Source organism: Streptomyces sp. NPDC041970 (genome assembly GCF_055588985.1).
The window spans coordinates 1-26,012 of sequence record NZ_JBVJCD010000045.1 but is presented as its reverse complement, the minus strand read 5'-3'; the positions used below and the strand labels follow the sequence as shown (position 1 = coordinate 26,012).

23 protein-coding genes, 1 tRNA gene and 1 pseudogene are annotated in these 26,012 nt (G+C 72.7%); 21 read left to right on the top strand and 4 right to left on the bottom strand.

All coding sequences use genetic code 11. The features are described from left to right. Positions 1–166: 166 nt before the first annotated feature. Positions 167–2,911, top strand: a complete 2,745-nt coding sequence (locus tag ACZ6EJ_RS20855; RefSeq protein WP_469269011.1) for a penicillin acylase family protein — start codon at positions 167–169, stop codon at positions 2,909–2,911. A 27-nt stretch (positions 2,912–2,938) separates the two neighbouring features. Here ACZ6EJ_RS20855 and ACZ6EJ_RS20850 read toward each other — a convergent pair whose 3' ends face one another. After that, positions 2,939–3,544 (bottom strand): 5-formyltetrahydrofolate cyclo-ligase, encoded by a 606-nt coding sequence (locus ACZ6EJ_RS20850; protein ID WP_469269010.1) that lies wholly within the window; start codon positions 3,542–3,544, stop codon positions 2,939–2,941. Positions 3,545–3,638: 94 nt separating this feature from the next. On the opposite strand from ACZ6EJ_RS20850, the gene galU reads away from it, so the two are divergent. The 7 genes from galU (at position 3,639) to ACZ6EJ_RS20815 (ending at position 9,321) form a co-directional block, all read left to right on the top strand. Next, positions 3,639–4,541 (top strand): UTP--glucose-1-phosphate uridylyltransferase GalU, encoded by a 903-nt coding sequence (galU, locus tag ACZ6EJ_RS20845; RefSeq protein ID WP_469269008.1) that lies wholly within the window; start codon positions 3,639–3,641, stop codon positions 4,539–4,541. 3 nt (positions 4,542–4,544) lie between these two features. Beyond that, positions 4,545–5,855 carry a molybdotransferase-like divisome protein Glp gene (gene glp / locus ACZ6EJ_RS20840; protein ID WP_469269006.1) on the top strand — a complete coding sequence of 437 codons (1,311 nt, stop codon included), beginning with the start codon at positions 4,545–4,547 and terminating at the stop codon, positions 5,853–5,855. A 91-nt stretch (positions 5,856–5,946) separates the two neighbouring features. Beyond that, entirely contained in the window at positions 5,947–6,447 is a 501-nt protein-coding gene (gene moaC / locus ACZ6EJ_RS20835) for a cyclic pyranopterin monophosphate synthase MoaC (RefSeq protein ID WP_469269005.1), read from the top strand. Further along, positions 6,444–7,124 carry a MogA/MoaB family molybdenum cofactor biosynthesis protein gene (locus ACZ6EJ_RS20830; RefSeq protein WP_469269003.1) on the top strand — a complete coding sequence of 227 codons (681 nt, stop codon included), beginning with the start codon at positions 6,444–6,446 and terminating at the stop codon, positions 7,122–7,124. Before moaC ends, ACZ6EJ_RS20830 begins: the two co-directional genes overlap by 4 nt. Positions 7,125–7,141: 17 nt before the next feature. Continuing rightward, entirely contained in the window at positions 7,142–7,771 is a 630-nt protein-coding gene (locus ACZ6EJ_RS20825; RefSeq protein ID WP_469269001.1) for a GNAT family N-acetyltransferase, read from the top strand. 156 nt (positions 7,772–7,927) lie between these two features. Next, positions 7,928–9,163 carry a hypothetical protein gene (locus tag ACZ6EJ_RS20820; RefSeq protein WP_469268999.1) on the top strand — a complete coding sequence of 412 codons (1,236 nt, stop codon included), beginning with the start codon at positions 7,928–7,930 and terminating at the stop codon, positions 9,161–9,163. Positions 9,164–9,247: 84 nt separating this feature from the next. Then, positions 9,248–9,321, top strand: a tRNA-Ala gene (locus tag ACZ6EJ_RS20815). A gap of 234 nt (positions 9,322–9,555) precedes the next feature. On the opposite strand, the gene ACZ6EJ_RS20810 is transcribed toward ACZ6EJ_RS20815, so the two are convergent. After that, complete coding sequence (locus tag ACZ6EJ_RS20810; protein ID WP_469268997.1) at positions 9,556–9,783, bottom strand: hypothetical protein; 228 nt, start codon at positions 9,781–9,783, stop codon at positions 9,556–9,558. Between the two features lie 32 nt (positions 9,784–9,815). Between ACZ6EJ_RS20810 and ACZ6EJ_RS20805 the strand changes: the two genes are divergently transcribed. Together ACZ6EJ_RS20805 and ACZ6EJ_RS20800 are read left to right on the top strand one after the other, a co-directional pair. Further along, positions 9,816–10,652: a S1 RNA-binding domain-containing protein gene (locus ACZ6EJ_RS20805; protein ID WP_383801288.1), complete on the top strand. Its 837-nt coding sequence runs from the start codon at positions 9,816–9,818 to the stop codon at positions 10,650–10,652. Between the two features lie 476 nt (positions 10,653–11,128). Further along, positions 11,129–11,251 (top strand): annotated as a pseudogene (locus ACZ6EJ_RS20800) (S1 RNA-binding domain-containing protein); the annotation flags it as partial. Positions 11,252–11,302: 51 nt separating this feature from the next. Here ACZ6EJ_RS20800 and ACZ6EJ_RS20795 read toward each other — a convergent pair. Then, entirely contained in the window at positions 11,303–11,455 is a 153-nt protein-coding gene (locus ACZ6EJ_RS20795; protein WP_469269044.1) for a DUF5719 family protein, read from the bottom strand. A 123-nt stretch (positions 11,456–11,578) separates the two neighbouring features. Here ACZ6EJ_RS20795 and hemA point away from each other — a divergent pair, with 123 nt between their 5' ends. The 11 genes from hemA to ACZ6EJ_RS20740 all read left to right on the top strand — a co-directional run bounded on the left by hemA (position 11,579) and on the right by ACZ6EJ_RS20740 (position 23,644). After that, the gene (gene hemA / locus ACZ6EJ_RS20790; RefSeq protein WP_469269040.1) at positions 11,579–12,796 is read left to right on the top strand and encodes a 5-aminolevulinate synthase; all 1,218 of its coding nucleotides are present in this window, start codon (positions 11,579–11,581) and stop codon (positions 12,794–12,796) included. A 37-nt stretch (positions 12,797–12,833) separates the two neighbouring features. After that, complete coding sequence (locus tag ACZ6EJ_RS20785; RefSeq protein WP_469268996.1) at positions 12,834–13,712, top strand: TauD/TfdA dioxygenase family protein; 879 nt, start codon at positions 12,834–12,836, stop codon at positions 13,710–13,712. Beyond that, complete coding sequence (locus ACZ6EJ_RS20780; protein WP_469268995.1) at positions 13,700–14,659, top strand: 3-oxoacyl-ACP synthase III family protein; 960 nt, start codon at positions 13,700–13,702, stop codon at positions 14,657–14,659. The genes ACZ6EJ_RS20785 and ACZ6EJ_RS20780 overlap by 13 nt, the downstream gene beginning before the upstream one ends. Then, complete coding sequence (locus ACZ6EJ_RS20775; protein WP_469268993.1) at positions 14,656–15,864, top strand: ATP-grasp domain-containing protein; 1,209 nt, start codon at positions 14,656–14,658, stop codon at positions 15,862–15,864. The genes ACZ6EJ_RS20780 and ACZ6EJ_RS20775 overlap by 4 nt, the downstream gene beginning before the upstream one ends. Beyond that, complete coding sequence (locus tag ACZ6EJ_RS20770; RefSeq protein WP_469268991.1) at positions 15,861–17,783, top strand: phenylacetate--CoA ligase family protein; 1,923 nt, start codon at positions 15,861–15,863, stop codon at positions 17,781–17,783. The genes ACZ6EJ_RS20775 and ACZ6EJ_RS20770 overlap by 4 nt, the downstream gene beginning before the upstream one ends. A gap of 95 nt (positions 17,784–17,878) precedes the next feature. Beyond that, the gene (locus ACZ6EJ_RS20765) at positions 17,879–18,877 is read left to right on the top strand and encodes an NADP-dependent oxidoreductase (RefSeq protein WP_469268989.1); all 999 of its coding nucleotides are present in this window, start codon (positions 17,879–17,881) and stop codon (positions 18,875–18,877) included. Further along, positions 18,874–20,133, top strand: a complete 1,260-nt coding sequence (locus tag ACZ6EJ_RS20760) for an MFS transporter (RefSeq protein ID WP_469268987.1) — start codon at positions 18,874–18,876, stop codon at positions 20,131–20,133. The genes ACZ6EJ_RS20765 and ACZ6EJ_RS20760 overlap by 4 nt, the downstream gene beginning before the upstream one ends. Positions 20,134–20,181: 48 nt before the next feature. After that, complete coding sequence (locus ACZ6EJ_RS20755; protein WP_469268985.1) at positions 20,182–21,456, top strand: aminotransferase-like domain-containing protein; 1,275 nt, start codon at positions 20,182–20,184, stop codon at positions 21,454–21,456. Then, positions 21,453–22,715 (top strand): M20 metallopeptidase family protein, encoded by a 1,263-nt coding sequence (locus ACZ6EJ_RS20750; RefSeq protein ID WP_469268984.1) that lies wholly within the window; start codon positions 21,453–21,455, stop codon positions 22,713–22,715. The genes ACZ6EJ_RS20755 and ACZ6EJ_RS20750 overlap by 4 nt, the downstream gene beginning before the upstream one ends. Continuing rightward, entirely contained in the window at positions 22,712–23,353 is a 642-nt protein-coding gene (locus ACZ6EJ_RS20745) for a hypothetical protein (protein WP_469268983.1), read from the top strand. Before ACZ6EJ_RS20750 ends, ACZ6EJ_RS20745 begins: the two co-directional genes overlap by 4 nt. A gap of 99 nt (positions 23,354–23,452) precedes the next feature. Further along, positions 23,453–23,644 (top strand): hypothetical protein, encoded by a 192-nt coding sequence (locus ACZ6EJ_RS20740; protein ID WP_469268981.1) that lies wholly within the window; start codon positions 23,453–23,455, stop codon positions 23,642–23,644. A 25-nt stretch (positions 23,645–23,669) separates the two neighbouring features. Here ACZ6EJ_RS20740 and ACZ6EJ_RS20735 read toward each other — a convergent pair whose 3' ends face one another. Then, positions 23,670–25,772 carry an ATP-binding protein gene (locus ACZ6EJ_RS20735; RefSeq protein WP_469268980.1) on the bottom strand — a complete coding sequence of 701 codons (2,103 nt, stop codon included), beginning with the start codon at positions 25,770–25,772 and terminating at the stop codon, positions 23,670–23,672. Positions 25,773–26,012: the final 240 nt, after the last annotated feature.

Below are 26,012 nucleotides of genomic sequence, written 5' to 3'. Positions count from 1 at the left end.
TACTTCGTTACCTTACCTAATCTTTAACGATTCCTTGACGGCTTCGAGTGTTCGTACGAGGAAGACGCAAATGGATGCATCTCCATACCGCGTCCGAGTGGCTTCTCGGCTGCGCCTATGGTTGCTCCTGCACCCCCAGGACCACCCTGCCCCTCGAAGGACAGCGATGCCCGCCAACACAACTGCCTCTTCCGGCCCTTCCGACGCGAAGAAGCCCGGCAGGAAGAAGGGGCGACGCGCCCGCCTGCTCGTGCTCGTCCTGGTGCTGGCGCTCGTCGCGGGTGTCGGATTCGGCGCGTACTGGTCCGTCTCCACCGTACGGGCGTCCTACCCGCAGACCACCGGTTCGATCACCCTCGACGGCCTGTCGGGCGAGGTCGAGGTCAAGCGCGACGCGTACGGGATCCCGCAGGTCTACGCGGACTCCGACGCCGACCTCTTCCGCGCCCAGGGCTTCGTCCACGCCCAGGACCGCTTCTGGGAGATGGACGTCCGGCGGCACATGACGGCAGGTCGGCTCTCCGAGATGTTCGGCTCCGGCCAGGTGGAGACCGACTCCTTCCTGCGCACGCTCGGTTGGCGGAAGGTGGCGCAGGACGAGTACGACACGGTCCTGGACGAGGGCACGAAGAAGAACCTCCAGTCGTACGCGGCGGGCGTCAACGCGTACCTGAAGGGCAAGGAAGGCCGCGACATCTCGGTCGAGTACGCGGCGCTGGGGCTGACCAACGACTACAAGCCCGGCGAGTGGACCCCGGTCGACTCGGTCGCCTGGCTCAAGGCGATGGCCTGGGACCTGCGCGGCAACATGCAGGACGAGATCGACCGCTCGCTGCTGACCAGCCGTCTCGACCAGGGCCAGATCCAGGACCTGTACCCGGACTACCCGTACAAGCGGCACAAGCCGATCGTCGACCGCGGGGCCGTCTCCCCGGTCACCGAGGAGTTCGACCCCGAGGCCGCCCCGTCCGCCGGTGCCGGGTCCGCCACCCCGCAGGATGCGACCGAGGGGCTGAGCACGCAGCTCGCGGCGCTCTCCGACACGCTCGACGAGATCCCGGCGCTGCTCGGCCCGAACGGCAACGGCATCGGGTCCAACTCCTGGGTGGTCGACGGCGAGCACACGACGAGCGGCAAGGCGCTGCTCGCCAACGACCCGCACCTGGCGCCGATGCTGCCCTCCCTCTGGTACCAGATGGGGCTGCACTGCCGGGAGCTGTCCAAGAGCTGCCAGTACGACACCGCGGGCTACACCTTCTCCGGGATGCCCGGTGTGATCATCGGTCACAACCAGGACATCGCCTGGGGTCTGACCAACCTGGGCGCGGACGTCACCGACCTCTTCCTGGAGAAGGTCTCCGCGGACGGCTATCTGTACGACGGCAAGGTCAAGCCGTTCACCACCCGCGAGGAGACCATCAAGGTCGCGGGCGGCAGGGACCGGAAGATCACCGTCCGCGCGACGGACAACGGCCCGCTCGTCTCGGACCGCAGCAAGGAGATGGAGAAGGTCGGCCAGAAGGCCCCCGTGGGCAACGCCGCACCCGACCGCGCCGACGGCTACGGCGTCGCGCTGAAGTGGACCGCGCTGGAGGCCGGCAAGTCCATGGAGGCGGTCTTCGCGCTCAACCGGGCCAAGGACTTCGCCGAGTTCCGGGCGGCCGCCGAGAAGTTCGAGGTCCCCTCGCAGAACCTCGTGTACGCCGACACCAAGGGCAACATCGGCTACCAGGCGCCCGGCAAGATCCCGATGCGCTCCGAGGGCCACGACGGAACGACCCCGGCGCAGGGCTGGGAGCCGCGCTACGCGTGGAAGGGTTACATCCCCTTCGACGAGCTGCCCTACGAGTACAACCCGAAGCGCGGCTACATCGTCACCGCCAACCAGGCCGTCATCGACGAGAGCGCCTACCCCCACCTGCTCACCAAGGACTGGGGCTACGGCACCCGCAGCCAGCGGATCAACGACCTCATCGCCCAGAAGATCAAGGGCGGCGAGAAGGTCTCGACCGACGACATGCAGAAGATGCAGATGGACAACACCAGCGAGATCGCCGCGCTGCTGGTCCCCGAGCTACTGAAGATCAACATCTCCGACCCGAGCGTGCGCGAGGCCCAGAAGCTGCTGGAGGGCTGGGACTACACCCAGGAGCCCGACTCGGCCGCCGCCGCGTACTTCAACGGCGTCTGGCGCAACATCCTCAAGCTCGCCTTCGGCAACAAGCTGCCCAAGGAGCTGCGGGTCAAGGGCGACTGCATCAACGTCCCGCCGGCCAGGAACAGCGGCCCGGTCGACGAGCAGCGCAAGCTCGTCCGCGAGTGCGGCCAGCGCGACGGCGACTCCGCGCAGCCCGACGGCGGGGACCGGTGGTTCCAGGTGGTCCGCGACATCGTGGAGGACCAGGACAACGCGTGGTGGAAGGCGCCCGCACGGGGCCGCGAGGACGCCCTGGAGAGCCGGGACGACCTCTTCGCCCGAGCGATGGAGGACGCCCGCTGGGAGCTGACCGCCAAGCTCGGCAAGAACATCTCCACCTGGAGCTGGGGCCGCCTGCACCGGCTGATGCTGAAGAACCAGACCCTCGGCCTCGAAGGGCCCAGCCTGCTCCAGCGGGCGCTCAACCGGGGCCCCTGGAACCTCGGCGGCGGCGAGGCGGCGGTCAACGCCACCGGCTGGAACGCGGCGAGCGGCTACGAGGTCGTCTGGGTGCCGTCGATGCGGATGGTCGTCAACGTGGGGGACTGGGACAAGTCCCGCTGGATCAACCTCACCGGCGCCTCCGGGCACGCGTTCAGCGCGCACTACACCGACCAGACCGACAAGTGGGCCGACGGCGAACTGCTCGACTGGTCCTTCGACCGGGACGCCGTGGACGGGTCCACCGTCGACACGCTGACGCTCACCCCCTGAGGGCCGGCGCACGGCGGCCCGCGGGGGTCACACGACGAAGCGCCGCGTTCCGGTCGGCGTGACCACGGCGTCCACGGGGTGGTCGTGCGGTTCCGAGGGGACCCGCGCGACCACCTCGTCGTCGTACAGCAGCACGACCAGCGCCGGGTGCGCCCCGGCCGCCGCCAACCGGGCCAGCACCCGGTCGTAACTGCCGCCGCCCCGCCCCAGCCGCATCCCCGCCCCGTCCACCGCGAGACCGGGCAGCAGCACCGCGTCGGCGTCCAGGACGGCGGCCGGGCCCAGCCGCTCCCCGGCCGGCTCCAGGAGCCCCCGCCCGGCGGGCAGCAGGTGGTCCGCGCCCGCGTACGCCGCCCAGTCCAGGTCGTTGTCGTCCAGGAGCACCGGCAGCAGCACCCGCGTGCCGCGCTCGCGCAACGCGTCCAGCAGGGCGCGGGTGCCCGGTTCGCGCCCCACGGAGACGTACGCGGCGACCGTACGGGCGTCGGCCAACCGGGGCAGGCGCAGCGCGGACGCGGCGAGCGCGGCGGCGGCGCGGGCGACGTCCTCCGCGCTCGTGCGGGCCCGCGCGGCGAGCAGTTCGCGGCGCAGGGCCGCCTTCGCGGACGGCTCCGGGGACCGGTCGGTGTTCACTGGCGACTCGCACGATTCTCGTATGGGCATATTTACGGTCACAGTCAACCGGACGATCGGCTTCCGGCTGTGTGCACCCGTTAAGGTTCTGCGCATGACTCAGTCGCCCTCCAGGATCAGCAAGGCCGTCATCCCGGCAGCAGGTCTCGGAACACGGTTCCTGCCCGCCACGAAGGCCACTCCCAAGGAGATGCTGCCTGTCGTCGACAAGCCGGCCATCCAGTATGTGGTCGAGGAGGCTGTCGCAGCCGGCCTCTCCGACGTCCTGATGATCACCGGCCGCAACAAGCGCCCCCTGGAGGACCATTTCGACCGCAACTACGAGCTGGAGTCCGCGCTCACCCGCAAGGGGGACGCCGAACGCCTCGCCAAGGTGCAGGAGTCCAGCGACCTGGCCACCATGCACTACGTGCGCCAGGGCGACCCGCGCGGCCTCGGCCACGCCGTGCTGTGCGCGGCGCCGCACGTGGGCGACCAGCCCTTCGCGGTCCTGCTCGGCGACGACCTGATCGACCCGCGCGACGCCCTCCTGGCCCGGATGGTCGAGGTCCAGGAGCGCGAGGGCGGCAGCGTCGTCGCGCTCATGGAGGTCGAGCCCTCGCAGATCCACCTGTACGGCTGCGCCGCCGCCGACGCCACGGTCGACGGGGACGTCGTCCGCGTCACCGACCTGGTCGAGAAGCCGGACCCGGCCGACGCGCCCAGCAACCTGGCCATCATCGGCCGGTACGTCCTGGACCCGGCCGTCTTCGACATACTGCGGCACACCGGGCCCGGCCGGGGCGGCGAGATCCAGCTCACCGACGCCCTCCAACTGCTGGCCGCGGACGAGAAGATCGGCGGCCCCGTGCACGGCGTCGTCTTCAAGGGCCGCCGCTATGACACCGGAGACCGCGGCGACTACCTGCGGGCCATTGTCCGACTGGCGTGCGAACGTGAGGACCTGGGACCGGACTTCCGGACCTGGCTGCACAAGTACGTCACCGAGGAGATGTAACCCGTGAGCAGCACGATCTGGTCGGTGGACGAGCACCTGGACGACATCCTCGCCACGGTGAGGCCGCTCGAACCCATCGAGCTCCAGCTTCCCGACGCCCAGGGCTGCGTCCTGGTGGAGGACGTCGTCGTCGAGGTGGCTCTGCCCCCCTTCGACAACAGCTCCATGGACGGTTACGCGGTCCGCGTCGCCGACGTCGAGGGCGCCGGCGAGGAGTTCCCCGCCGTGCTCACCGTCATCGGCGACGTCGCCGCGGGCAGCGCCGGGCTCGACGGCGACCAGGTCGTGGGGCCGGGGCAGGCCGCCCGCGTCATGACGGGCGCCCCGCTGCCCGCCGGCGCGGAGGCCGTGGTCCCGGTCGAGTGGACGGACGGCGGTACGGGCGAGGGCCCGGCCGCCGCCATGCGCGCCCACAGCGACGCGCCGGAGGGGGCCGCCGGCGAGGTCCGCGTCCACCGCCCGGTCGAGGCCGGAGCCCATGTGCGCCGGCGCGGCAGCGACGTCCGCGTGGGCGACCAGGCCCTGCGCGCCGGGACGGTCGTCGGCCCGGCGCAGATCGGGCTGCTCGCGGCGATCGGCTGCTCGACGGTGCTCGTGCGCCCCCGCCCCCGCGTGGTCGTCCTGTCCACCGGCAGCGAGCTGGTCCAGCCCGGCGAGACGCTCGCCGCCGGGCAGATCTACGACTCCAACAGCTACGCGCTGACCGCCGCCGCGCGGGACGCCGGAGCCATCGCCTACCGGGTCGGCGCGGTCACCGACGACGCCGAGACGCTGCGCGCCACGATCGAGGACCAGTTGATCCGCGCGGACATCGTCGTCACCACGGGCGGCGTCAGCGTCGGCGCGTACGACGTGGTCAAGGAGGCGCTCTCGTCCGTCGGGGACGAGGACGAGCCGGGCGGCGGGATCGCGTTCCGCGAGATCGCCATGCAGCCGGGCAAGCCCCAGGGCTTCGGCTCGATCGGCCCGGACCACACCCCGCTGCTGGCCCTGCCGGGCAACCCGGTCTCCAGCTACGTCTCCTTCGAGCTGTTCGTCCGCCCCGCCATCCGCGCCCTGATGGGCCTGACGGACGTGCACCGCCCCACCGTCCGCGCCCGGCTGAGCACCGAGAAGGCGCTCACCTCGCCCGAGGGCCGCCGCCAGTTCCTGCGCGCCAGGTACGACGCCGACGCGGGCGCCGTCACCCCGGTGGGCGGCGCCGGATCGCACCTGATGGGCGCGCTCGCGCAGGCGGACGCGCTGATCGTGGTGGACGAGGACGTCACGTCTCTCGAGTCCGGCACGGAGACGGACGTGATCCTGCTCCGGTGACCTCCGCCCGGCGGAGGTACGGTATCTGCCGCCGTGCCTTCCGGAGGTCCCCTTCCGGCCCCTGGGCGCCCCTACCGCGAGGCGGAGTGAGTTGAGTACGCAGAACAGGCTGACGCACATCGACGAGGCGGGCGCGGCCCGCATGGTGGACGTGTCGGAGAAGGACGTCACCGTCCGCGTCGCCCGCGCCGCCGGCCGGGTGCTCGTCTCGCCCCGCGTGATCGAGCTGCTGCGCGGCGAGGGCGTCCCCAAGGGCGACGCGCTGGCGACCGCGCGGATCGCCGGGATCATGGGGGCCAAGCGCACCCCGGACCTCATCCCGCTCTGCCACCCGCTCGCCGTCTCCGGCGTCCAGGTCGAGCTGAGCGTGGCCGACGACGCGGTGGAGATCACGGCCACCGTGCGGACGGCGGACCGCACGGGGGTCGAGATGGAAGCCCTCACCGCCGTGTCGGTGGCGGCCCTGACCGTGGTGGACATGGTCAAGGCGGTCGACAAGGGCGCGGTCATCACCGACGTACGGGTGGAGGCGAAGTCGGGCGGCGCGTCCGGCGACTACCGGCGCACCGCCCCGGAGGGAACGGCCCCGTGACGCCGCCCGCGCCCCCCGCCCCCGGCCGCGGACCGTCCGAGGACGCGTCGGACCCCCTCGGCGCACCGGCCGCCGCACCGTCCGCCTCCGAGCGCTCGGGCGGCGACGGTCCGGCCGCCGACGCGCCGGGCGGCGACGGGCGGCCGGTCCGGGCGCCCGCCCGCGCCGGCGCCGCTCCGGCCTCCGCGTACACCGCGCTCGTCGTCACCGCCTCCAACCGGGCCGCGGCCGGGGTGTACGCCGACCGGGGCGGCCCGCTGATCGCCGAAGCGCTCACCGGTCTCGGCTTCGCGGTCGACGGACCGCGGGTCGTCCCGGACGGCGACCCGGTCGAGGCCGCCCTGCGCACCGGGGTGGCCGCCGGGTACGACGTGATCGTCACCACCGGCGGTACCGGCATCTCGCCCACCGACGCCACGCCCGAGGCGACCCGCCGCGTCCTGGACCACGAGATCCCCGGCATCCCGGAGGCGATCCGGGCGGAGGGCCGCGCGAAGGTCCCGACCGCCGCGCTCTCCCGCGGCCTCGCGGGCGTCGCGGGGGCCACCCTGATCGTCAACCTCCCCGGTTCCACCGGCGGGGTGCGCGACGGGCTCGCGGTGCTCGGCCGCCTTCTGGTGCACGCCGTCGACCAGCTCCGCGGCGGCGACCACCCCCGGTCCGGGAGCCCGAGCTGAACGTCCCGACCTGGCCGGTGACGCTGACCGACGGCGAGATCGTGCTGCGCCCGATGAAGATGCGCGACCAGCGCGCCTGGCGCGAGGTCAACCGGCGCAACCGCGACTGGCTGCGCCCCTGGGAGGCCACCGTCCCGCCGCCCGCCCCCGGCGGCCCGGCGGCGCGGCGCCCCACGTACCGGCAGATGATCCGCCACCTGCGGGCGGAGGCGAACGCGGGGCGGATGCTGCCGTTCGCCATCGAGTACGAGGGCCGGCTGGTCGGCCAGCTCACCGTCGCCGGGATCACCTGGGGGTCGATGTGCTCCGGGCACATCGGCTACTGGGTGGACCGGAGCGTCGCGGGGCGCGGGGTCATGCCGACGGCCGTCGCGCTCGTCGTCGACCACTGCTTCCGCACCGTGGGCCTGCACCGCGTCGAGGTCTGCATCCGCCCGGAGAACGCGCCCAGCCGCCGGGTCGTGGAGAAACTGGGCTTCCGCTCGGAGGGCCTGCGCCCGCGCTACCTCCACATCGACGGCGACTGGCGTGACCACCTGATCTTCGCCCTCACCGCCGAGGAGGTCCCCGAGGGGCTGCTCAGGCGCTGGCGGCGGACGCGGCCGGTGACGCCGCGCGGCCCCGGAGAGGCCGAGGAAATCGCCTGAGCGTTCGAATGTGATCGCCGGTTGACCGTAAGAGGACGCATTGACGGCGGTCGTTGATTCGACCATCGCAAAAAAAGTCCGTGATATCAGCCGGTTCGGGCGACACGCCGAGCCAATTGGCGGATGCTCGCGCGCGAACCCCTCTACGGTGTGAGCGTGAGCAGCAGCGGCCTCATCTACGCAGTCATCGTCGGGGCCTGGGCCGCCTACTTGGTGCCGATGTGGCTCCGCAGGCAGGACGAGCTCAACGAGGCCCGTCCTACGGAACGCTTCAGCACGGCCATCCGGTTGCTGTCCGGACGGGCGGCGATGGAGCGCCGGTACGCCAAGGAGCTGCGGGAGCGCACCGCCGAGGAGGCGGCGCCCGACGTCGACCCGGACAGGGAAACGGACCGGTTGGAGTCCGTGGACGTCCGGGCCTTCGCCGCGCCCCCGGCGCATACGGAAGCCAGGTTGCACGACCCGGCGTACGCTCCCGAGCGCCTTGTGGGCCACCAGCCGTCCGACCGCCCGGCGCACGACCACCGGGCGTCGGCCCAGCCGGTGCCGGACCGCCCGGCGCACGACCACCGGGCGTCGGCCCAGCCGGTGCCGGACCGCCCGGCGCACGAGCACCGCCCCGTCCCGGAGGCCCAGCGCCGCCGCTCGGGAGCGGCCGAGGCCGAACGGGCCCGCCGCGCCCAGCGCACCCAGGTCCTGGCGCGGCGCAGGCGCACCACCGTCGTCCTCTTCCTCGCCTTCACCCTCGGCACGATCGTCGCGGCGGTGGGCGGGCTCGGCTTCCTGTGGGCGCCCGCGGTGCCCGCCGTCCTGCTCAGCACGTACATCGTGCACCTGCGGTCCCAGGAGCGCAGGCGCTTCGCCTTCACCATGGACCGCCGCCGGGCCGAGGACGCGGCGCGGCGACTGCGCGAGAACCGGCCCCGCGGGCACCAGCCCGCGGGGCCGTCCTCCGCCCCGTCGGACGACGACGCCGAGACCCACCGCCCGGACCCGGAGCCCGCTCCCGCGGTCTCCCCGCAGGAGGCCGGCCGCCGCGCCCTCGTCGAGCAGACGGACCACGCGGAGTGGGTGGACCAGCAGCGCGAGCGCGACCGGGTCCAGGGCGACAGTTGGGAGCCCGTCCCCGTACCGCTGCCCACCTACGTCACCGCGCCCGTCGCCCCCCGCGCCACGGGCGGCGTGGAGGTGGGCGACCCGGAGACCTGGAGCGCCGCCCGCTCCAGCACGGCCGAGCCCACCCAGACCGGCACCTCGCACCCGACCGCCCCCGAGGCCGACCCCGCACCGCGCCGCCGCCCCAACCAGCCCCGCCGCACCCGCGACCGGGGCCGGACCCCGCTCTTCGACCAGTACGACGACGAGGACCGGCCGCGCGCGGCCAACGAGTAGCCCGCGGAGCCCCGCCCCGCTGACCAGCGGAGGGACGGATTTCCGAGCACCCCGGTGAGGGTGCTAGAGTTTCACACGTCGCAAGGGCCTGTGGCGCAGTCTGGTAGCGCACCTCGTTCGCATCGAGGGGGTCTGGGGTTCAAATCCCCACAGGTCCACAGACGACAGTTCTTGAGTAGCTCTCAAGGATCGTCTCGAGATCCCGTTCAGCCGAAAGGCTGGGCGGGATCTCGGCGTTTGTGGGGTGTGTTCGAGGTGATGTCCGAACGCGGGCAGGGCCTTGGGCGGTCGCCTGGCGGGGGATCGGCCTGGGGTTCGGGGTGGTTCGGGTGCGTGAGGGGCGTCGGAGCCGCTGCTGGGCGTGCTTGAGCTCATCGTGTGGTGCCGGGGAGTCAGCTGCTCGGGTGGACCGTCGCCGGCTGCGGCGGAGAGAGCCCGTTCGCGATGATGGCGGCTGGAACTGTTTCCGTGAGCTCCGTGATCACATCGACAAGATCCCCGTTGGCTGCGGTGCCGGTGGTCTGGTCCCAGCTGAAGAGCATCTGCAGGTTGGCGCTGCAGACCATCAGGGCGAGGAGGATGGTCTGGGCGACGCGTCCGTGGGGCTGGTTCAGGGGCAAGACCCGAAGTCCCCCTGACTAGAGTCGTGGCCGTGACCGAACCCCTGTCGAGCGAGACCCTGAAGGATTTCCTGGGCACCATACGAGCCGGCGAAGTCCGCACCGGCCGCGTCATCAGCGTCGAGGACCGGGAGGCGCTCGTCGAACTCGACGGGTTCTCCGGTCCGGGGAAAGCGCTGGGACGTATCCCTCGTGGCGATCTGACCCGCAAGGCGATCGGGCATCCGTCCGAAGCCGTGAGCGTCGGGCAGCGGCTCACCTTCGAAGTGATAGCCGTCGACTGGCAGCAGCAGTGCGTCTTGGCCTCTGCTTCAGCGTGTGAGGACCAGGCTCTGCGAGCATTCCTTCTCGGCCTTCGGCGCGGTGCAACACACGAGGGTCAGGTGCAGAGCGTCCACAACTTTGGTGTGTTCGTGAACCTCGACGGCGAACCGGACAACCAATGCACCGGGTTCATCAGGGGCCCCGAACTGAGCTGGCGGCGGATCGACCATCCCGCCGACGCCGTCGCAGCCGGCCAGCGGGTCGTCGGCGAGATCATCGACGTGGACACCCGGCGCGGACAGGTTCAGCTGTCGCTGAAAGCTCTCCAAGAGGACCCGCTCGTTCCTTTCACGGACCAAGCAGGCCTTGTCACCACGGGCCAGGTGACCAAGCTGATCCCGTTCGGGGCCTTCGTCCGTATCGCCGACGGCGTCGAGGGCCTCGTGCACAACACCGAGTTCCGTGACGAGCCCGTCGAGGACCCCGGCCAGATCGTGAGCGAAGGCGACGAGATCACCGTACGGATCGTCGAGGTCGACCTCGTACGCCGCCGCCTCACCCTGTCAGCCAGGCCTCTGCCGAAAAACGGGAAACGATCTACCTGAAAACGGGAAGCGATCTCCAGGTGCCTTGTACCGCACCAGGTCGTCGCTACTCGTGAACAGCCCACAGACGACTGTTCTTGAGTAGCTCTCAAGGATCGTCCCGAGATCCCGTTCAGCCGAAAGGCTGGGCGGGATCTCGGCGTTTGCGGGGTGTGGTCGCGGCTGTGAGGACCCGGCGCCGCGGGCGTTCCTTCTCGGCCTTCGGCGCGGCGGGACACACGGGGGCCGGGTGCGGAGCGTCCACGACTTCGGTGTGTTCGTGCACCTCGACGGCGAACCGGCCGGTCAGTGCACCGGGTTCGTCAGGGGCCCCGAACTGGGCTGGACGTGGATCGACCATCCCGCGGACGCCGTCACGGCGGGGTCAGCGGGTCGTCGGCGAGATCATCGACGTCGACACCCGGCGCGGACAGGTGCGACTGTCGCCGAAGGCTCTCCGGGAGGACCCGCTCGTCCCCTTCGCCGACCGAGCGGGCATGGTCACGACCGGGCAGGTCACCAAGCTGGTCCCGCTCGGGGCTCTCGTCCGCATCGCCGACGGCGTCGAGGGCTTCGTGCACATCACCGCGTTCCGCGACGAGCCCGTCGAGCACCCCGGCCAGGTCGTGAGCGAGGGCGACGGGATCACCGTACGGATCGTCGAGGTCGACCTACCCCGAGGAGGCCGCGCGAACCGCCGCGGTGATCTCGGTGGTCTGCTGGGCGCTCCAGCCGGGGGCCAGTCGGCCGGTGGCCGTGCCGACGAGGGCCGGGGCGTCGGAGCCGTCCGCCTCGGCGACGACCGGCTTGCCCGGTTCCGTCACGGCGAGGAACCCGGGCGCCGGCGGGAAGCCGCGGCCGGGTCCGGGACGGAGCGGGGACCGGATCGGGAACGGCGAGGCCCATGGTGGTCCCGACCGAGTCACCCGACCCGAGAGGGCAGCACCGTGATCTCCACCCTTGCTCCGCCCCCCGCGGATGCGTACGCCGGTCTCCGGACCGGTCTCGACCAGCTCAAGGCGGAGGGCCTGTACCGCGACTTCGTCGCCTGCTCCTACCTCGCGGAGGACCGGGGGCACGCGCTGCACCAGGGCCGCCGCATCCAGGTGTGGTGCACCAACGACTACCTGGGCATGAGCCAGCACCCCGACGTGATGCGCGCCCAGATCGCCTCCACCCTGCGGCACGGCACGGGCAACGGCGGTTCCCGCAACATCGCGGGGACCAGCGAGGCGCATGTGGAGCTGGAGGCGCTGCTCGCCGTCTGGCACGCCAAGGAGCGCGCACTGATCTTCACGAGTGGCTACGTGGCCAACGTGGAGACGCTGGCCACACTGCTGCGCGCCGCGCCGGAGACCATGGTCTTCTCGGACGCGCTCAACCACCGCTCGCTGATCGAGGGCGTGCGGACCTCCGGCAACGACAAGCACATCTTCGCCCACAACGATCTGGTGGACCTGGAACTGGCCCTCGCCGCCCAGCCCCTGGAGCGCCCGAAGCTGATCGTCTTCGAGTCGGTGTACTCCATGGACGGCGACATCGCGCCCGTCCGCGAGATATGCGACCTGGCCGAGCGCTACAACGCGCAGACCTATCTGGACGAGACCCACGCGATCGGGGTCCTCGGACCCACCGGGGCAGGCGTCTGCGAGGCGATCGGCGAGAGCCGGGCCACCTTCGTCCAGGGCGTGTTCGGCAAGGCCGTGGGGACCACCGGCGGGTACGTGGCCGGCCCCGACGTCCCGCTGGACTACGTGCGGTCCTCCGCGCCGGGGTTCATCTTCACCACGACCATCCCGCGGGCCTCACTGGACGCCGCCCTGGCGAGCCTCGCCGTGATCCGGAGCGCCGAGGGCGCCCGGATGCGGGAGGACCTGCGCGCCAACGCCGACCTGATGCGCGACCGGCTCACCGGGGCGGGCATCGCCCACGTCCCCGCGCCCACCCACCTCATCCCGGTCCTGGTGCCGGGCGGGGACCGCGTCAAGCGCGTCTCCCGCAGGCTGCTCGACGCGTTCTCCGTCTACGTGCAGCCCATCAACTTCCCTTCGGTGCCGAAGGGGGGCGAGCGCTTCCGGGTGACCGTCGCCCCCTTCCGCACGGAGGAACAGATCGACGGGTTCGTCGAGGCGCTCGCGCGGTGCCTGGCGGACGACCCGAGCTGACCGACTTCCCGATCCCGTACGAGGAGAGGCAACCAGCATGACGACCATGACGGACACCGGCATCCGCATCAACGACCTCACGCCCTTCATCGGCGCCGAGATGACCGGTGCGACGTACCAGGACCTCCAGGACCCCGCGCTCTGGGACAAGGTGACGACACTGCTGCACGAGCGGGAGCTGGTCGTCGTCCGCTCCCTGGACATCACCCCGGAGCAGCAGATCGAGCTGGCGAGCCGTATCGGCCGGCCCATCCCCTTCCTGATGGCGAAGTACCGCCACCCGGACCACGAGGAGATCATGATCTCCTCCAACGCCAAGAAGAACGACATGGCGATCGGCGTCGCGCGGGTCGGCAACTTCTGGCACCAGGACTCCTCCTACCAGCAGACGGCGCCGCCCTACACGATGCTGCACGGCATCGACGTGCCGGGCGCCAGCGGCCACACCCTCTACGCCAACGCGGCCGACGTCTACGACCGCCTGCCCGCGGAGTGGAAGGAGAAGGTCGAGGGCCGTACCGCGGTGCACACCGTCTCCAAGCGCCAGCGGATCTCCGCCGAGCACGCCGGGTTGTCCATCGCGGAGTTCAGGGCGCTGGTGGAGGAGCAGCACCCGCCCGTCCGGCACCCGCTGATCAAGACGGACCCCACCACCGGCCGCCGCTACGTCTACGGCGCGCCGGAGTACCTGGAGCGCGTGATCGGCTTCGACGCGAACGAGAACGAGGAGTTCCTCGCGTTGCTGGACCGGCTGATCCAGGACCCCGCACGGGTCTACGAGCACCGGTGGACCCCGCGTGACCTGGTGGTCTGGAAGTGCGAGCTCACCTACCACGCGGCCACCCCGGTGCAGCCGGGCGTCGATCGCACGGTGCACCGCGTGAGCATCGGGGCGAGGGAACCGTGGGCGGCATAGTCGACTTCGACGTGTGCCTGCCGTCCGCGACGGCGGACATCCGGGACATGCACCAGGTCTCGGGTGTGCCCGTCGCGGACCTCGCGGCCATCACCCACACCCGGTCGTTCCCGGTCCTCGGGGAGGGCGAGACGGCGTCGGGGCTGGCTACGAGGGCGGCCTCCCGGCTGCTGGAGCGGCTGGGGACCGACCGCTCGGCCGTCCGCGAGGTGATCTACGCGGGCTCCGGCGAGTGGGACACCCCGTTCTGGTCGCCGGCCGCCAAGGTGGCCGACGAACTGGGCATCAGGAACGCGCACTGCTACGAGATCACGAACTTCTGCAACGCCGGCCTGACCGCGATCCGCCTGGCGGCCGATTCCGCCGCGACCGGGCCGGGCGCGTACACCCTCGTTCTCCTCGGCGACCGTCTGAGCAGGATGGTGGACTACGGCGACCCGGATTCCAAGGCCCTCTTCAACTTCGGTGACGCGGGTGCGGCGGTACTGCTGGCGAGTGACGGCTGCGCCTTCCGCGTCCTCCACTCGGCGATGCGCACCGATCCCCGCTGGTCCGACTACTACCGGGGCGAATGGCGCGACGGCCGGGTCGTCATCCGGCGGGGCGCGCACCGGCGGGGCCTCGCCGCCGCCTACGTGGAGAACTTCACCCGCCTGGTCCGCGAGACGCTGACGGCGACCGGACGGGACATCGGCGACGTCGCCTGGTTCCTGATCAACCAGGGTGACAAGGGGATGCACGAGCGCCTGCTGAAGGTCCTCGGCGTCCCCGCCGAACGCAGCGTCTTCAACTACGGAAGGCTCGGCCACATGGGCGGAGCCGACACCCTGATCGCCCTGGACGACCTCATGGGGGAGAAGAGGCTCCGCGAGGGGGATCTGATCCTGCTGGCCACCAGCGCCATGGGATTCAGTTGGGGCGTCACAGCCTTGGAGTACTCCGGATGAAGGTCCTCGTGATCCACCAGGTGCCCTACCGCAAGATCTCCTACCACCTCGGCGTCGACCACGACCTGCACGACGTGACGTACATCGGCCGGCCCGCGTCGTTGCGGCAGATCCCCGGCGGCCTGCGCTGCTCGCGCATCCCGCTGGACGGGGACGACGGCCTGGTGGCCGGTGTGACGGCGCGGGTCCACCCGTCCGACGGGTACGACAAGGTCCTGTCGCTGTCGGAGTTCGGGATCCTGGAGGCGGTGTGCGTCCGCCGCCGCCTGGGGCTGCCCGGCCCGTCGGCCGCGCGGGTCGAACTCGTCCGGGACAAGGTCCGGATGAAGGAGGCCCTGGCGGGGTCGGGGATCAGGCACCCCCGCTTCCTGAGCGCGCCTCCCGCCCGCGGGCCGCTGCCGTGGAGCGGGAGGACCGTGCTCAAGCCCCGCTCGGGGGCCTCCAGCGAGGGCGTCCTCGTACTGGAGACCGCCCGCGAGGCCCTCGGCGCGTACCGGAGCCTGCCCGACCCGGCCGGCTACCAGCTCGAAGAGCACATCGAGGGCGACATCCTGCACATCGACGGGCTGATGCAGGACGGCGGGTTCCTGGAGCTGGCCGCCAGCCGGTACGTCAACAAGCCGGTGGAGTTCGCCGGCGGCCTGCCCCTGGGCTCGCACCAGACGCCCCTGACCGAGGCCCACCGCGACCTCGCGCGGGAGGTGTCGCTCGCCCTCGGCCTCGAGGACGGCTGCGTCCACCTGGAGGCGTTCCACACGGCCGACGACGAGCTGGTCTTCCTGGAGGTCGCCAACCGGGTCGGCGGGGCCGGTGTGGTCACCGCCCACGAGCGGCGTTACGGCGTCCACCTGCCGTCCCACGAGATCGCCGTACGCCTGGGCCTGGAGCGTCCGCCGACGGCCCGGCCCAGCGGCCGCTACCACGGTTGGCTGGCCTTCCCCGGCCACCACCTCCCCGCCGGGACCGCCGAGGTCGTCCTCCCCGACGGCCTGGCCGACCACCCCTGCGTCGACCGGCTCCACGTCCTGCCCGCCGACCGTCCCCTGCCCGACCACATCACCTACCAGGAATGGGAGTGCCCGGTGTTCATCGAGGCCTCGCACACCGACGCCGAGGAGCTGGGCCGGTTCCTGCGCGCCTGCGCGGACGGCATCACCGTCTCCTCCGGGGCCCGTGTCCCCGCCGAGCTGGGGAGCGCGGTATGACCCGCCACTATCCGACCGACCTCCTGCTGGCCGTGGGCCGCGTCCAGCGGGACCTGGCGGCCGACGCGGCGTCCCCGGTGGCGCGACTCCTGAAGGAGGCCGGCCTTCTCGAACTCGGCTGCCTGCTGGACGGCGACGCGATGGCCCAGGCCCTCGACGAGGCGCTCGGCGGGCTGAGCCAGTTCCCGTGGCGCCCGCTCGTCGACACCGGCGACGTCTGGGAGCAGGCGCCGGTGGGCCGCGTCGTCCTCGACGACGACAGGGCCGGCAACACGCTGCGGGGGCTGCTGCTGGCCTGGGCGTTGGGCAACGCGGTCACCGTCCGCACCTCCGGCCCCGCTCTGTGGCGCGCCGTGTTCGAGGTGCTGCGCGAGCCGGGGTTCCCGCTGCCGCCGGCCGAGGTGGCGGCGCCGGGCGCCGACGTGGAGGGCGTCGTGGTCACGGTCCCCGACCTGGTGGTGCTCCCCGGCGACCCGGCGGTCCCGTCGGGGGAGCTGTTCGCGGGGTCCGAGCGCCCAGGAGTGCCCTCGGTCCGCATCCGGCTCGCGGCCGGGCAGGACGGCCCGCACGCGCCCGTCGCGGACATCGACTGCCGTGCGCCCTGGTTCCGGGAGCTGTTCACCTCCGTCTACCTGGCCGGCACCTCGCTGGAAGCCGCGCGCCGCGCCGACCCCGACGGGGCGTCACGCATGGACGCCCGCATCCGCTACCTCGTGGGGATGGCCCGCAGGACGGCCCACTACCGCGACCTGCCGCAGGTCGGCGGGATCGCCGACCTGGGCCGGCTGCCCGTCCTGGAGAAGGCGACGCTGGAGGCCGAGTCGCTGCCCCGCGGCCGGGCCATGTCCAGCGGCGCCCCGCCCAGCGGGGAGGTGCTGCGCAGCGGGGCCTCCGGCGGGGAGCCGCGGTACATCGTGTACGCGCGGACCGACTGGGAGAACATGGTCCGGGAGGCGATCCCGCTCCTGCGGGCGCTGGGCGTCCACAACGGGGACCGGGTCCTCAACGCGCTGGTCGGAGGGGGCCTGTACGGCGGCCTCATGACGACGTCCAGCGAGCTGACCCGGATGCCGGTGGAGGCGTTCTCCGCGGGCCAGCAGGTCACCGCGGACCTGATGGTGATGCTGGTCCGCGACTTCTCGGTGAACGTCCTGCTGGGCCAGCCCGCCGTGGTCCTGCCCCTGCTCAGGGAGGCCCGGCGGCGGGACCCCGGCCTGCGGCTGGAGAAGGTCGTCTACGGCGGCACCCCGATGACCGAGTCCGACAAGCGGTGGCTGCGCGAGGAACTCGGCACGCGGTCCATCACGAGCATCCTGGCGGCCAACGACGGAGCGCAGATCGGGTACCAGTGCGATCGGCTCGGCGGCACGCTGCACCACGTCAACGACGACTACAACCTCGTCGAGGTGGTCGACGACGACGGCGCCCCCCTGCCGGACGGCGCGAGCGGACACCTGCTGATCACGGCGATGCAGAAGTTCGAGGGCCCCCTGATCCGCTACCGCATCGGCGACATGGGCAGGGTGACCGTGCGCGACTGCCCCTGCGGGGTCTTAGGCCGGGTCCTGGAGTACCTCGGACGCAGCGACGGGCTCCTGAAGTTCAAGTCGGTGACGGTCCACTACGGCGACATCCTCGCCGCGCTGGAGACGTTCCAGGTGTCCCAGCTCCAGGCGGAGCTGTCGACGCGGGAGGGCACCGAGACGCTGGTGCTGCGCACCGAGTCGCGCGCGGAGCTGGACCCGGCCGTCCTGCGGGCCGCCCTCGCCGACGCCTTCCCGGAGCTGAGCGACGCCCACCTGTACGACGGCGGACTGCGGATGTTCGAGCTCGTGGTCGAGTGCCGCTCCGAAGGGGCGCTGGAGCGGAATCCGGTCAGCGGCAAGATCCGGACCGTGATCGACCGCCGGCTGAACTGACGGCACCCACCCCGGCGGTCCGCGCCCTCCCGCAGCCCTCCCCTTCTCTCCTCTCCTCCCTCCTCCTCTCCTCCCCACACTCCTGGAGCCCTGTGATGCCGCAGACGGCACGTTTCGTCCAGCAGGTGAGCCGCCCCAGCGGCCGGCCCACCGGCGCCGAGTTCGTCTTCACCGAGGAACCGGTGCCGGTCCCGGCGCCGGGCACCGCACTGGTGGAGAACATCCTGCTCTCCGTCGACCCGTACATGCGGGAGAACATGGACGGCGGCTGGGACCTGTCCACCCCGCTGGAGGGCCGGTCCATCGGCCGGGTGACCGACTCCAGGACCGACGGCCTGGCCGAGGGCGACCTGGTCTTCCACCGCCAGGGGTGGCGCACCCACGCCGTCGTCGGGCCGGAGGACGTACGCGTCCTGCCGCGGACCCCCGGCGTACCGCCCGAGGCGTACCTGGGCGTTCTCGGCGGCACCGGCCTCACCGCCTACGTCGCCCTCACCCGCATCGCCCGACTCGTCCCCGGCGAGACGGTGTACATCTCCGCGGCCGCGGGGGGCGTAGGCAGCGCGGCCGGGCAACTGGCGCGGCTGATGGGGGCGGGCCGCGTGGTCGGCAGCGCCGGCTCCCCGGCCAAGGTCCGCTTCCTCACCGAGGAGTTGGGCTTCGACGCCGCGTTCGACCACCGCGACGGCCGGCTCGCCGAGCAACTGGCGAAGGCGGCGCCCGACGGTGTCGACGTGTACGTCGACAACGTGGGCGGCGAGCACCTGGAGGCCGCGATCGGGGCGATGCGCGACTTCGGGCGGATCGCCTGGTGCGGCGCGATCGCCCAGTACGACGCGGGCGAGCCGCCGGCCGCGCCGCGCAACCTGTTCGACCTGGTCGAGAAGAGCATCCGGCTCGAAGGCTTCCTCGTCCGCAACCACCGTGACGCGCAGGACCAGTTGGAGCGGCTGCTGCTGCCCGCCCTCGCCTCCGGCGCGGTCACTGACCGGCACACGGTCACCGAGGGGTTCGACCGGATCGTCGACGCGTTCCTGGGGATGCTCGACGGCCGGAACACCGGCAAGGCGACGGTCCGGGTGGTGGCGGGATGATTCTGCGGGACACCACGGCGCGCACCATGCTCGGCTCGATGCTCGTGTCGAGCATCGGCATGGGCCTGTACACACTGGCACTGGGGCAGACGCTGTTCCAGCAGACCGGGGACGCCCAGGCGTTCGCCATGATCTTCGCCCTCCAGGGCCTGGGGGCGGTGGTGGTGCTCCCCTTCTCCGGGCCGCTGGTCGACGCCTTCGATTCCAGGACCGTCTACGTGCTCTGCAGTCTCCTGCGGGCCCTGACCGTGGGCGTCATCGTGGTGGCCCTCTCCGTGGGCGACGGCGAGGTGGTGGCCGTCGTGGGCACGGCCGCGGTGTTCCTGGCGGCCTTCGACAACGTGCAGCGCACCGCCTTCTTCAAGTTCACCGCGCACCACATCGCCGGGGACCGCGCCGTGGCCTTCAACAGCCTGATCGGCATCGCGATCCAGGCCGGCAGCCTGATCGGCATGGCGGCGCTCGGCCTGGTCCTGATGGTCGGCACGGCCAACCAGGCGCTGCTGGTCGACGTGGCGGTCTCCCTCGTGGCCGCCCTGGTGGTCTCGCGGCTGCGGGCGCCGCGCCAGGAGTCGACGGGGCGGCTGCGGGACGCCACCCTGCGGTCGGCCCTGCCGGACATGCTGCGGGACTGGGCGGGCCTCTTCCGCCGGCACCGCCATGAGGCGGTGGTGTTCGGGATGGTGCTGATGTGCGCGGGTGACTTCGTGTACTCCTACAGCCTCTCCACCCTGGTGGTCCCCCTCGTCGACGCCTGGCACGGCGGGCAGCCGTGGGCGGTGTCGGTCCTGGAGGGGACCCTGGGCGCCGGGATGATCGCGGCGACCTTCTTCACCCGCTGGACGGTCCGCCTGGCGCTGCTGCCGGTCTGGGTGTCGCTGCAGGCGGTGATCGCCGCGGGGCTCGCCTTCACCACCACCCCGGCCCTGCACTACGTCGGGTTCTTCCTGGCCGGTTTCGCCAACCTGAACGCCATCACCCTCCTCCTGACCCTCCTGCAGCGGCAGGCCGGTCCGCTGGACAAGGCGAAGATGGCATCGCTGCGCCTGCTGGCGATCGGCCTGGGCACCGCCGCCCTGATGCCGGTGCTGGGGATGGCCGCCCGGCACTCGCTCAACGCCGCCTTCCTCGCCATCGCCGCCCTGCTGGTGCCGTTCGCGGCGTGCGGTCTCTGGGCCGCGCTCCGCTTCCGGCCCCGAGCCGCGGACGGGGCGAAGGACGGGGCCGAACCGCGGCCGGAGCTGGTCCCCGCCTGACCGCCCGCCCGTCCCGCCACCCCCTCCGCCGACTCCCCAGGAGACGCCATGCTCTCGTTCCAGCCGACCCCGCCCCCGCGGACGGTTCCCTCCCTGCCGCCGCTCTTCGCCGACCGGACGCACCGGATGGTGCCCTCCGAGACCAGGGCGCTCTTCTCGATGGCCGCGCGGGAGGACGTCGTCTCCCTCGCCGGGGGGATGCCCAGCCCCGACGCCCTGCCCGCGGCGGCCCTGCGCGCGGTCCTCCACGAGGTGCTCGCCACCGAGGGCCCGAGCGTCCTGCAGTACGGCTCCGCGCAGGGCGACCCGGTGCTGCGCGAGCAGATGTGCGAGGTCATGGCGGCCGAGGGCGTCGCGGCATCGCCGGACGAGGTCCTGGTCACCGTGGGATCGCAGCAGGCGCTCGACCTGGTGGCCCGCGTCTTCGTGGATCCGGGGGACAGCGTGGTGACCGAGGGGCCCACCTACGTCACCGCGCTCAGCACCTTCGCCGCCCACCAGGCCCGGATCGTCGAGGTCGCCATGGACGGGAACGGAGTGGTCCCCCAGGCGCTGGCCGACACCTTCGCCCTGCTCGCCGCCGAGGGGCGGCCGGCCAAGCTCTTCTACACGGTGCCGACCTTCCAGAATCCCACCGGCCGGGTCCTCGGCGCGGACCGGCGGACGGAGGTGCTGGCCGTCTGCCGGCGCGCCGGCGTCCTGGTCGTCGAGGACAACCCGTACGGGCTGCTGCACTTCGGCGAGCAGCCGCACCGGGCCCTGTGCGCCGACGCCCCCGACGGGGTGGTCTACCTGGGATCGTTCTCCAAGACCCTCGCACCCGGCCTGCGCGTGGGCTGGGCCCGTGCTCCGCGTCCCGTCGCCGCCAAGCTGGTCCTGGCCGCGGAGAGCGCGATGCTCTCCCACTCGCGGCTCACCCAGCGGGCGGTGAGCCGGTTCCTGAGCACCACGTCCTGGCAGGGGCACCTCGACGCCGCCAGGAGCCTGTACCGCGACCGCCGCGACGCCATGCTCACCGAGCTGGCCGCCACCATGCCGGACGGCGTGTCGTGGACGGTGCCCGCCGGGGGGTTCTTCGTCTGGCTGACCCTGCCGGACGGACTGGACGCGCGGGCGATGACGCCCCGCGCGATCGAGGGCGGGGTGGCCTACGTGCCGGGCGCCGGCTTCCACACCCGCGGTGGCGAGCGCAACCTGCGGCTCTCCTACTCCTACCCCTCCGTGCGCCAGGTCGGGGAAGGCGTCCGCCGGCTGTCGGACGTCATCCGGGCCGAGGCGGCCGGCGTCGGCGCGGTCCGCCCGCGGGAAGCGGTGGCGCGATGACCGGCCGCCCCACCGACGGCCTGCTGGACGACGCACGGGCCCTCCACGACGACCTGGTCCGGCTCAGGCGGACCCTGCACGCCAGGCCCGAGGTGGGACTGGACCTGCCGCACACCCAGGAAGCCGTGCTCCGGGACCTGGACGGGCTGGGGCTGGAGATCACCACGGGCCGGGGGCTCAGCTCCGTGACCGCGGTGCTGCGCGGCGCCCGGCCCGGCCCGACCGTGCTGCTGCGGGGCGACATGGACGCCCTGCCGGTGGTCGAGCGCACCGGACTGGGCTTCGCCTCGGACAACGGGGCCATGCACGCCTGCGGGCACGACCTGCACACCGCGATGCTGGCCGGCGCCGCCCGGCTGCTCGCCCACCGCCGGGACCGGTTGGCCGGCGACGTCGTCCTGATGTTCCAGCCCGGCGAGGAGGGGTACGACGGGGCGCGCCACATGCTGGAGGAAGGGGTCCTGGACGCGTCGGGGTCCCGGCCGGTGGCCGCCTACGCCCTGCACGTCACCGCGTCCGGGCGGCCGTCGGGCCGCTTCAGCGCCAGGGGCGGCCCGACCATGGCCGCGGTCGACAACCTGTCCGTCACCGTCCGCGGGGCCGGCGGGCACGGGGCGATGCCCCACACGGCGAAGGACCCGGTGCCGGTGGCCTGCGAGATGGTGGTCGCGATGCAGACGAGGGTCACCCGCGCATTCGACGTCTTCGACCCCGTCGTGGTGACGACCGGTTCCTTCCACGCCGGCACCCGGAACAACATCATCCCGGACACCGCGGTCTTCGAGACCACGGTCCGCACGTTCTCCCCCGAGGCCCGAGCCCGCGCCGAGCGGACCCTGGCCGAGGTGTGCCGCGGGGTGGCCGCCGCGCACGGGGTCGAGGCGGAGGTGCGGTGGCGCCCCCTGTACCCGGTGACCGTCAACGACCCGGACGAGGTGGACACCGTCGCCCGTACCGTCGCCGAGCTGCTCGGCGAGGACGGCTACGAGACCCTGCCCCGGCCGATGACCGGCTCCGAGGACTTCTCGCGGGTCGTCGACGAGGTCCCCGGAGCGATGGTCTTCCTCGGCGCCACGCCTCCCGGAGCCGACCCCGGCACGGCGCCCGACAACCACTCCCCGCTCGCCGACTTCGACGAGTCCGTGCTCGGCACGGGGGCCGCCGTCTACGCGGCGCTCGCCGCCGGCCGTCTGCACGCCCCCCGCACCGACGACCCCGATCCGTCCGGCGAGGCCGGGCGACGAAGGAGGCGGCCATGACGCGCAGACCGTGCAGGGTCCTGCTGCTGGCCCCCGACGCCGGACTGGTCCGTGCCGTCTCGGACTCCGGGCTGGAGGCGTGGACGCTCCACCGCGCGGGGACGGACACCGCCCGCGACGGCCGGGGCGGTGTGCCGCCGGAGCGGACCCTGACCGACGAGGACCCCGCGCGGACGCTGCGGGACCTGGCCGCGGACGTCCGCGCCGGCCACGGCATGGACTTCGTCCTGTGCGGCGGCGGCGCCGAACCCGCCCTCGTCGACGTCCTGCGGGAGCTCGTCCCCTCGCCGGAGCGGACGGGAGCCTGGCCGCCGGACCGGGCCGAACTGCGCCGACTCCTCGGCGGGGACCCCGCTCCGGCCCACGACCCCGCCGCGCCGGTGTGCCACGTCGACACGGTGTCCGTCGGAGGGATGCACCTCCTGCTGGGCATCGAGTGGCCGGGCTCCCCCGCGCGGTTCGGGGAGGCGGAGCGGGGCGGTGTGCGGGAGACGGTCCGCAGCGCCCTGGACTCGATCGGGCACGAGTCGGGAGGGATGCGGACGAGCGTGGCGCTCACTCCCGCGGGCCCGTGCCCGGTGGAGATGGCGGGAACGCCGTTCCTGGTCGCTTCCCTCGGAGCGGGAACGATGCGGTAACGCCTCGGGAACGGCTCCGGGCACCTTGGGACCCATCGAGAGCGGGCCGGAGACCCCGGACCGCCCACCACGTCCCACCGACCTCCACAGGAGCGGAACATGAGCGAGAACCCGAGCGGCGCCCCGGTCCGGACCGCACGCGGCGTCGCCGGCGTCGTCGCGGCCCTCATGATGACCGGACTGGCGCTCACGGTGGTCACCGGGCAGGCCGCGCCGGTGGGCGGCGCCGCGGACGCCACGGTCGTGCTGGCCACCAACGCCGGTCCCGCCGCGCCGCCCGTCACCCCCTGAGCCGCCGGCCGGCGGGCCTGTCGGCTCAGGCGCAGACGGTCCGCGGACCGTGGACGCCCATGAACGTGTAGAGACGGGCCGCCTCGGCGCGGTGCCCCTTCGCGGCCTCCCCGTCGCCCAGAGCGTCCAGGGCCCGTGCGAGACCGGTCAGCGCGGACGCCTCCTCCGACCGGAAGCCCATGTCCACGGCGGCCCGGTGGGCGTGGCGGTGCAGCTCCACGGCCGACTCGTACGCACCCAGCGCGGACCGCAGGTGCCCGACGATGTTCTCCACCTCCGTGAGGCGCACCGGGGTCGCCCCGGTACGGGCCAACTCCAGCGCACGCACCGCGAAGCCCTCGGCCTGGACGTTCCTCCCCCGTGCGTGCGCCACGCGGGCGGACAGCGCGAGCACCAGGCCGACGTCTCCCGGAGCCGTCCGCGTCTCGCTCAGCCCTCGCGCCTCCGCCAGATTCGCGTCGGCCTCCTCCAGCTCCCCGAGCCCCACCTGGGCGAAGGCCAGGTCCGTCAGCGACATGACCAGGTTCCCGTGGTAGCCGATGGAGCGGCTGATCTCCACGGACCGGCGGGCCGTCTCGGCGGCCTCGGCGTGCCGGCCCCACTTCTCGTACAGCGTGCTCAGCGTGGACAGCCCCTCCGCCTCGGCGCGGCCGGCGCCCAGCTTGGCGGACCGGGCGACGGCCTCGCCCAGCAGGGCCAGCGCCTCCTCGTACCGGCCGAGCATCGAGGCGAGGAGGCCGATGATCGATTCGCTGTGGGCCTGGATGTGCCGGTCCCCCAGGGACACGGCGACCTCCCTGGCCTCCTGCGCGGCCTCCAGGCCGCTCTCGAACCGGCCCACCTTCCAACAGGCCACCCCGACGTTCGACAGGGTGACGCAGAGCAGTGGGGGATCGTCCAGTCCGCGGACGGCGGCCAGCGCCGTCCGGCCGACGTTCCACAGGTCGTCGAACTGTCCGCGCGCGTTGAGGTGGAAACTGAGGTTGCGGGTGAGGCAGACGGTGTGGCGGCGCAGACCGTGCCGTTCCGCCAGCGAGACGGCCGCCAGCAGCCCGCCGTGTTCCCGGTCGAACCAGGACCGGGCCGCCTCGGCGTCCGGCCAGGAGGGCAGGCTTCCCGCATGGGGCGGTATGCCGGTGCGGCGCTGCTCACGGCCGGGGAAGAGGATCCGGCAGGCCTCGTCCGTCGCCGTGAGGTAGTAGCCGAGCAGCCGCTCCACGGCCGCCGTGTCGTGGTCCGCCGTCGCGGGGCCGAACAGGCTCCGGGCGAAGCTGCGCACCAGGTCGTGGAGGGTGTAGATGCCGAACCCCGGCTGCTGGACCAGCCGCATGTCCAGCAGGATCTCCAGAGTCGACTCGGCGTCCTGCACGTCGGTGCCGAGCAGGGCGGCCGCCGAGTGGACGTCGATGCCGGCGCTCGGGTGGAGCCCGAGGGTGCGGAACGCGGCACGCTGCCGCACGTTCAGCGCCATGTAGGACAGGTGCAGGGTCGCGGCGACGCTGCGCTGCGGGGAGCGCAGCTCGTCGAGTCTGCGGGTCTCGTCGCGGAGCCGTTCGGCGAGGTAGCGCAGAGTCCACGAGGACCGGTTGCGCAGCCGGGCGGTGGCGATGCGCAGGGCGAGGGGGAGGTGCCCGCAGAGCTCGGCCAGTTCGGCCGCCGACTCCGGCTCGGCCTCGACCCGGTCCGCCCCGAGGGTCGCCGCGACCAGGGCGGCGCTGTCCCCGGGCGTCATGAGCCCGACGGGCACCCATCTGACGCCGTCGAGGTCCAGCAACCGGGACCGGCTCGTGATCAGGACCAGGCAGCCCGGAGACGCGGCGAGCACAGGGGTCACCTGCTCGGCGTAGGCCGCGTTGTCCAGGAGCAGCAGCAGCCGGCGCCCGGCGACGGTGGCCCGCCACAGGTTGGCCCTGGCCTCCGTGTCGCCGGGGATGCGGTCGTCGCCGACGCCGAACGAGCGCAGCAGGTGGTCGAGGGCCGCGCCGGGCGACACCGGGGGCTGCTCCCCCGGAGTGAACCCGTGCAGGTCCACGTAGAGCTGGCCGTCGGGGAACCTGTCGGCGAGATGGTGGGCGGCCCACACCGCGAGCGAGGTCTTCCCCGAACCGCCCATGCCGTCCACGGCCACGACCCGAGTGGACCGCTCGTCGGCCGCGTCGGCCGCGTCGACGCAGGCCAGCAGCTCGGCCAGCTCCTTGGAGCGGCCGGTGAAGTCGGACAGCGCCTGGGGCAGGGTGCAGACCCGGAGCGGGGGGGGGGGGGGGGGCGCCCCCCGCGGGGGGGGGGGGGGGGGGGGGGAACAAAAAGGGGGGTTGCCGCAGGCGTGCTCTTTCAGGCCCGGCCGCTGGGGTGCGGATCCAACCCAAAC